The sequence below is a fragment of the Streptococcus danieliae genome, from assembly GCF_025447695.1.
GTDB classification, from domain to species: Bacteria; Bacillota; Bacilli; order Lactobacillales; family Streptococcaceae; genus Streptococcus; species Streptococcus danieliae.
The window spans coordinates 1-6,804 of sequence record NZ_JAOBSU010000096.1 but is presented as its reverse complement, the minus strand read 5'-3'; the positions used below and the strand labels follow the sequence as shown (position 1 = coordinate 6,804).

7 protein-coding genes are annotated in these 6,804 nt (G+C 35.4%); all 7 read right to left on the bottom strand.

The genetic code is table 11. From position 1 onward, the window contains the following. Positions 1-1,199 precede the first annotated feature (1,199 nt). Positions 1,200-1,436, bottom strand: a complete 237-nt coding sequence (locus N4310_RS07020) for a Blp family class II bacteriocin (protein WP_262092617.1) — start codon at positions 1,434-1,436, stop codon at positions 1,200-1,202. A gap of 127 nt (positions 1,437-1,563) precedes the next feature. After that, positions 1,564-1,752 carry a hypothetical protein gene (locus tag N4310_RS07015; protein ID WP_160332689.1) on the bottom strand — a complete coding sequence of 63 codons (189 nt, stop codon included), beginning with the start codon at positions 1,750-1,752 and terminating at the stop codon, positions 1,564-1,566. Between the two features lie 12 nt (positions 1,753-1,764). Further along, the gene (locus tag N4310_RS07010; RefSeq protein WP_262092616.1) at positions 1,765-1,965 is read right to left on the bottom strand and encodes a bacteriocin BlpI; all 201 of its coding nucleotides are present in this window, start codon (positions 1,963-1,965) and stop codon (positions 1,765-1,767) included. Between the two features lie 29 nt (positions 1,966-1,994). After that, the gene (locus N4310_RS07005) at positions 1,995-2,177 is read right to left on the bottom strand and encodes a Blp family class II bacteriocin (RefSeq protein WP_262092615.1); all 183 of its coding nucleotides are present in this window, start codon (positions 2,175-2,177) and stop codon (positions 1,995-1,997) included. A gap of 200 nt (positions 2,178-2,377) precedes the next feature. Then, a complete protein-coding gene (gene comA / locus N4310_RS07000) occupies positions 2,378-4,531 on the bottom strand; it encodes a peptide cleavage/export ABC transporter ComA (RefSeq protein ID WP_262092618.1) in 2,154 nt (717 codons plus the stop codon). Positions 4,532-5,113: 582 nt separating this feature from the next. After that, on the bottom strand, positions 5,114-5,254 hold the full coding sequence (locus tag N4310_RS06995) for a hypothetical protein (protein ID WP_262092614.1): 141 nt from the start codon (positions 5,252-5,254) through the stop codon (positions 5,114-5,116). Positions 5,255-5,651: 397 nt separating this feature from the next. After that, positions 5,652-6,542 (bottom strand): helix-turn-helix domain-containing protein, encoded by an 891-nt coding sequence (locus N4310_RS06990; protein WP_262092613.1) that lies wholly within the window; start codon positions 6,540-6,542, stop codon positions 5,652-5,654. Positions 6,543-6,804: the final 262 nt, after the last annotated feature.

Genomic DNA, 6,804 nt, shown 5'->3' with positions numbered 1-6,804 from the left:
ATTTTAATTCTTTAATTTGATCTTGTGTGAATTTCATACTATCTATTATAATTCAGATTTTGATTTTTGTTAAGTATTAACCAAGATTAAACACGCAAAAAACAATCGGAGAGAACAGATCAATCATTGTTTTTCCGATTGTTTTCTTTTTGTGCTTTTATTCAAAAGCATACTGCTCCATCAGCCTTAAGTTTACTTTGCAATAAAATCAAGCACTTACTCAAAGGAGTTGGTAATCTAATTACAGAGTACTCAAGTAGCCAGTCTATAACCATTTTTTACCGCAATATATTGACACATAAAGGCGGTAATAATCAGATTTAAACAATAAATCACCTGGCCTCGTAAGATTCCTAATGATAATATTGAAATCGATACAATTACTAGTTTCTTTAGACTAACCCGATAATTCGATTCCTCAATTGGAATATTTGAAGTAAACTTTTTTGTTAGATAATGAACAACGATTAGAAAGACAACTTGTAGGCAGGATAGGATCAAAAATAATCGTAAATTGGCATAATGAACATAATTCAAAAAACCAGTGAGTATTACCCCTAAAAATAACATTACGTTCCCCATACCTCAATTTCTCCTTCCATAATCCCGTAAAACTTTCATCCACCGCTAACTTCAACTTTACCTTATACATACTTGCTCATTGGACACTTATCAAGTTTTTCTACCAACCTTGAAATCAAGTGAAAAGATAGAGCCTATTGTGTAGACCATGATTAATACATTCAAGTAAAAGAATCGAAGTTCAGTGGACCTGGTGCCTATTTGTATGATTAAGAGAAGCGTAATTAAAATCGGAATCAGCAGGGTATTCTTGATAAGGGGACCTCCTTACAGTAATTTAATATATTTTATGTGTTCTAAGCCACCTATTTAAGTGCACGGTTTAAACTCTAAGAACTCCATATTTCGTAAACAATTTCTTTATCCATTTGACACACTCCGTAAAACTCTACTTTAGAGTTTACACAAAATTCTTGACAATCTCTGGAATCTACTTCCTGTTTATCTTTTTTATGTGAACAATCAACAAAAATATGAAAACAGATAGGCCAGTAAGATTCAAGATCCAAGCAAAAGAATTTAATGGTCTTCCGAAATTCGAAATAGATAGTATTATAAAACAAACCATAATTATGAACGGTACTACTTGTTTCATAATATCCCTCACTATCAAATTATTATGGGAAACAAGACGCTGCTGCACCAGAAGCACCGCCACCCCAGAATCCAACTGCTGCTCCGGAGACCGTTCCTACAACTGGAAGAGTAACTGTCCCTACCGCAGAACCTGCTAAAGCTCCTGTTAAAGCTCCCCCAACAGTTCCAAGACCACATTGAACCCAGTTACCACCTTCAATTTCAAGCAAATCTTTTTCTGATAGTACATCAAAATAACCAACTGTCATTGTATCCATCTTAAAATCTCCTTTATTCTATTTTTACCAGTTGCAACTTGACACCATAAACATATCACACTATTTTTTCTACTGACATCTATTTCCCGAACGGTTCCCAAAACTTCCTATCAGGATTCTAGTCAATTTAAAATTCAGCTTTTTTCATAGTCTTGATAGCACCTAAAATACAGAGTAACAATCCCAAAATTACTAGAATCAGTCTAAGAACTCCCTTACCTTCTAAGGGACCTCCACTCATAATTTCAAAAATAAATTTCAATGACATCCCAACTATAAAAATAAAAGCTGGTTTAAAAATAAATTTCTTTAACATATTTTACTACCCCTAATGAACAGTAGAATAACAAAATGCTGTACTACCAGCTGTTACTCCTACGAGTGCACCTGCAGGACCCATTGCAGCAGCACCGAGTATCGCACCGCCCGCAGTACCCAAAACACACTGCAATCCGTATCCTCCACCAATTACTCCAGATAAGGTTTTATCATCCAAACAAGCAATTTCATAAAAAGTATTCAATTTCATATTCCTATCCTCCTGTGATACAATCATTTTTAATTCACGCAATAAGCAGCAGCACCAATTAATCCACCGCCAACCATTCCCCACGGTCCAAAAGAGGCTCCAAGTGACCCAAATCCTACTACTCCTTCAAAACAAGAAACTCCTCCCTCAATTCTTAAAAGTTCATTCTGATCTAAATCTTCAAAGTTTAACAGTGGTAAATCAATCATCATTGTTATCTCCTCTAAATAATTTTTTAATTTATATATGTATTGAAAATAGATTATGTTTAGGGGACCTCTAAAAACCCCAGTTTTTCTTCAAATTGAATCACTCAAACCTTGATAAATCAACATTTAGATTTTCAGAAATTTAGTTTTTAGAGGTGCCCTTTATAGTTAAAATTATAAAATTTGTAAGCACTTTCCTCCTTCTAACTCATTACTAAATGAGCATAAAAACCATCTTTAGCCATCAAGTCAGTATGAGTCCCCTGCTCAATAATCTTTCCTTGATCCAAGACAACAATATGCTCTGTACGCTCCGCAATAGTGAGACGATGAGCGATAAAAATCAAGGTTTTATTCAGTGCCATCAGATTATCAACAATACGTTTTTCGGTCAAAATATCCAAATTACTAGTAGCTTCATCTAAAATCAAAACTGGCGAATCAGTTAACAAAGCACGGGCTAAGGCAATTCGCTGTTTTTGACCACCTGAAATACCTGCTCCATCAGATGTCAATTCAGTCTGATAATTCAATGGCATTTTCTCAATATCCGTCCGAATCTCAGCTATTTCAACTGCTCGTAAAATATCTTCTTTTGTTGTTCCTTTTTTTGCACCTAGAAGCAGGTTTTCCAAGATTGTCCCATTGAATACATAGGGCTGTTGCGGTAGATAATTGATATATTGCCGTAAAACACGTTTATCAATCTGATTAATATTGAAATTATTTAAAGTAATTTCCCCTTGATTCGCATCATAGAAATTCACAATCATCTTCGCCAGGGTAGTCTTCCCAGATCCAGAGGTACCTACAAAAGAAACCTTAGAGCCTTTCTGAATAGTTAGCTGAATCTCAGATAAAACTTCTCGACCATAGCCATATCTATAGCTGACATCTTTAAAGACAATATCCCCCTCAATCAAACTAAAATCCCTCACGGTTTTTTCTTCCGCAAATTCTGACTCGACCAGATAGACTTCAGTCAGACGATTATTGGCCACTTGGGCAGTCTGAAGCTTAGTTTGAAGATTAATGATATTTTCTAATGGATTAACAAAATAAACCAAAAGTGTATTATAGCTAATTAATTGTCCCAAGGTCATCCGACTATCCATCACCAAACGCGATCCCATCCAAAGAATTGTTACATTCAATAAAAGTTGTGCCATTTTCTTTAATGCTCTTTGTAGACTCTCTGTACGACTATAGATGAACGATTTTTTAAAGTAATCGATAAACTCCTTATCAATTTTTTGATAACGAACTGTCTCACTAGTCAAAGATTTAATCGTTTCAACCCCATTGATATCTTCAATAATCGAAGAAGACAATATCGCATTCGCTTCCATCGTTTCACGATTCATTTTTTCAAATGGTTTTACAAAAAATAAAATAAGGACTGTGTAGATAGGCAGAGATAAAAGGCTAATAAAAAATAAGTTGACATTCTGATAAAATAAGACAAGTGAAACAATCAAAATAGTTGAGATATCCAAAAAAATGGTGAGGACCGTGCTCGCTAAAGCATCAATAATCGAGTTTGCATCCGTAAAACGTGAAATAATCTCCCCTGTACGCCTAGTTGCAAAGAATGACATGGGTAAATGGAATATGTGTTTAATATAAGGTAAGATGACGTCAATCGAAAGTCTTTTCCCTAAAATCAAAAGTAGATATTCCTGTGTATAAGAAAGAACCTGTTGGAGAATGTAAACGACAACTAATCCAAGAGAAACCATGCCTAGCGTAGTTTTCATCTGATTCGGAACATAAGTATCAATAATCGACTGAAGATAGTAGGATCCAATAATATTAATAAAAGTTATAAGCATTGTTGCCAAAATAATGCTTATAATCAAGCCCCTTTGTCTAATCAGAATGGGAACAAAGGAAAGTAAACCATTCTTTTTTTCTTTATAGACTTGATATTTAGGAGATGGGGAGAGAAAAATAGAAACACCGGTCCATTCTTGTTCAAACCGTTCTCGGGACAATTTCGTCAACTTAACCGTAGGGTCGGGATCTGCAATATGGATCGTATGCTTATCTTTCCCAACCACCACATAATAGTGAAGAAACTTGCCTTCTTTGATAACATGTGCAATGAAGGGGTAGAGCAAATCTTCTACATCAAAGAGAGACATATCTGCCTGAATAGCCTGAGTGTCAAAGTCTAGCTCCTGCGCAACCTTAACTAGACCAAATGCGGTCGTCCCCTCCTTTGTTGTCTTTGCTAATTCACGTAATCGCGCCAACGAGTAATACGAACCATAATAACCAAAAATCATGGCCAATGACGCAACCCCGCAATCGCGACTATCTACTTGAGGACGGTAGTGGCGTCTCCTAAATTTCATATTATGTTCCTCTAATAGTTTAATTCTTGCAAGACCAAAATTGGCAGTGTAGTTTTCTTTAAATCTTTTAAGAGCCCTATCACTAACAAATCTTATGGAAATAAAATATCTACAACGATCGAAGTAAGCACAATAACCCACAGAATCCTACTAACAGCCTTCTTCTCCTTCTTGCTTTTCCCAACAAAGGAAGTCATCTGAATCGAAATCTGCAAAGCAGTTGCTAGCATCAATAAAAATAGGTATAAGAAATAATCAATTTTAAGTCACTCTTCGCTCAAATCACTAGTAAAATAAAGAATCATACTATTTGCAAAAATATACATAAAATTCAGTTGAGCTTCCATCATGATACAGACTGCGACTATTGATAAAGGAATCATATATCGGATTCCAGTCATAATTCTTTTATTGAGAGACTTCTTCTTTAGCATAGTAACCTCCTGGTTCATCTATGACCATTTCAAAGACCTAACCTTCATGACACCCTATGCCGTATCTAGATTCCCAAAACTAAGGTAAATGCATACTGTAACTAGAGTCGCCTGAGTCGATTTCTCCATTTTTTCATATATTCACCCCTTACATAATTTCTGGTTTTGGTTTAATGGGAGGTGGTAAGCGAATCTCCCCCTTGGGGCGTCTACGTTGATACTCTAAATCAATTAAACTCAAAGACCCACCACCTTGAATTTTTTGTAAGTCTGTGTCTGTTAAAATCATCTCTGTACCTCCTTAGTTCCTTGTGACATTCGATAGAGTTGCAAGTTTCCCAATATAGACTTACCGATTTTCCTCCTTTCGATTTAATTGCTCAACAAAGCTTGGAAGTAAAATCTCCTTAGGCTAAGATGAGCTTCTTATCAGAGTCAAACAATTTGAATCATTCAAAATCATTTTTAACTCTACCTATACATTCGATTTTCATTTCACTTCCTAGAAGCTTTTCCACTATTTTGTTTACAATTACAGTTAATCAAACATTTTATCCCATTATCCAAATAATTATCATTAGTAGAGCCGTAATCAGAGCCATAGTCGACCTCCTTATTTTTTTGGAATCGCTTTCTTCTTGTTCCTAGTATACTTCAAAAAATAAAAAAGCAACATGACTTAGAAGTCAGGTTGCTAAATCTTTTTCTTTTTCCAGCTCAAGTTTTTTCACTAAAATATCATCATTCAGCATTTTTGCGAATAAAATCGCTTTATCGTAAGATTCGATCATTTTTTCTTTGTCCCCTTCAATTTCCATACAGTACTTCGCTTCAAACATATAAACTAGCGGTTTGTGCTGATAGTTCTTAGATTCTTCGATGATTTCTCTTAAAGTTTTGATATACGGTAAATAATCTCTATAATCTGTTTGAGCCAATATACTAATGATAATCCGCTCTAACAAGTATAGATGATTCAAGTCACTATAATCAATAGAAAGTAAAATTCTGTTGGATAATTCCTCAAAATATTCCTTATCTTCTAATCCGACTGCACAACAAAAGAAATAAACATTAATAATCAGCAAATCATTGGAACTATAGATATTCTTTTTCAACACCTGTTGAAAATATTCTTCCAACAGACCTAATCCGAATCCTGCATCTAGACTACTAAAAACATTGGCCTGGGCCTGTAAGATTTCAACGGATAACTGCTCTTCCTCTGGCAAATTATCATAAAATTCATCATAAATCTCATCAAATATCTGTTCTTGCTGGGCGATACGGTCCGGATCTCCGTAAGTATGATACCTTATCAGTTTATTCTTTAGGACTAAATATTTTTTAGGGAGTTCTACTGTAGCCAAATCCACTAAATCCTGAAGGTTCACATCAAGTTCTTGAGCTAGGTAAGCTAGCTTAGGAATAGTAGGCATGGCTTGACCATTCTCAATCCGAGCCAGTTGGCGGATGGTTAATTTCGTTTCATCTCCACATAGGTCCGCTTGCGTCCAACCTCTAGCCATCCGCATGGTTTTGATTTTCTTACCAATTTCAATCTTCAAATCCACCATTATCACACCAACTCTTCTTTAATATTCCTGTATTCATTTTAACATACTTAATGTAAAATTTCAGACTACTTTCACAGTGCCTGTTGAGTGGTTCTCACCTATTTTCCCCACAACCAGAATAGATCTTCTGTTGCCAAATCCAACTAAATCCCCTTCACTAGACTTGGCCAAGAATCCAAAAAAACGGTTCTTTGTCAAGTTGTGTGGAATCCCTGAAAACTGACAATATAGAATAAAGACAATCTTCCTTCCTCCCCTCCTT

Coding starts and splice junctions, on each gene's coding strand:
- N4310_RS07020 (WP_262092617.1), bottom strand. CDS start 1,436: ATGGATACAATGACAGTTGGTTATTTTGATGTACTATCAGAAAAAGAT.
- N4310_RS07015 (WP_160332689.1), bottom strand. CDS start 1,752: ATGTTAAAGAAATTTATTTTTAAACCAGCTTTTATTTTTATAGTTGGG.
- N4310_RS07010 (WP_262092616.1), bottom strand. CDS start 1,965: ATGAAATTGAATACTTTTTATGAAATTGCTTGTTTGGATGATAAAACC.
- N4310_RS07005 (WP_262092615.1), bottom strand. CDS start 2,177: ATGATGATTGATTTACCACTGTTAAACTTTGAAGATTTAGATCAGAAT.
- comA (WP_262092618.1), bottom strand. CDS start 4,531: ATGAAATTTAGGAGACGCCACTACCGTCCTCAAGTAGATAGTCGCGAT.
- N4310_RS06995 (WP_262092614.1), bottom strand. CDS start 5,254: ATGATTTTAACAGACACAGACTTACAAAAAATTCAAGGTGGTGGGTCT.
- N4310_RS06990 (WP_262092613.1), bottom strand. CDS start 6,542: ATGGTGGATTTGAAGATTGAAATTGGTAAGAAAATCAAAACCATGCGG.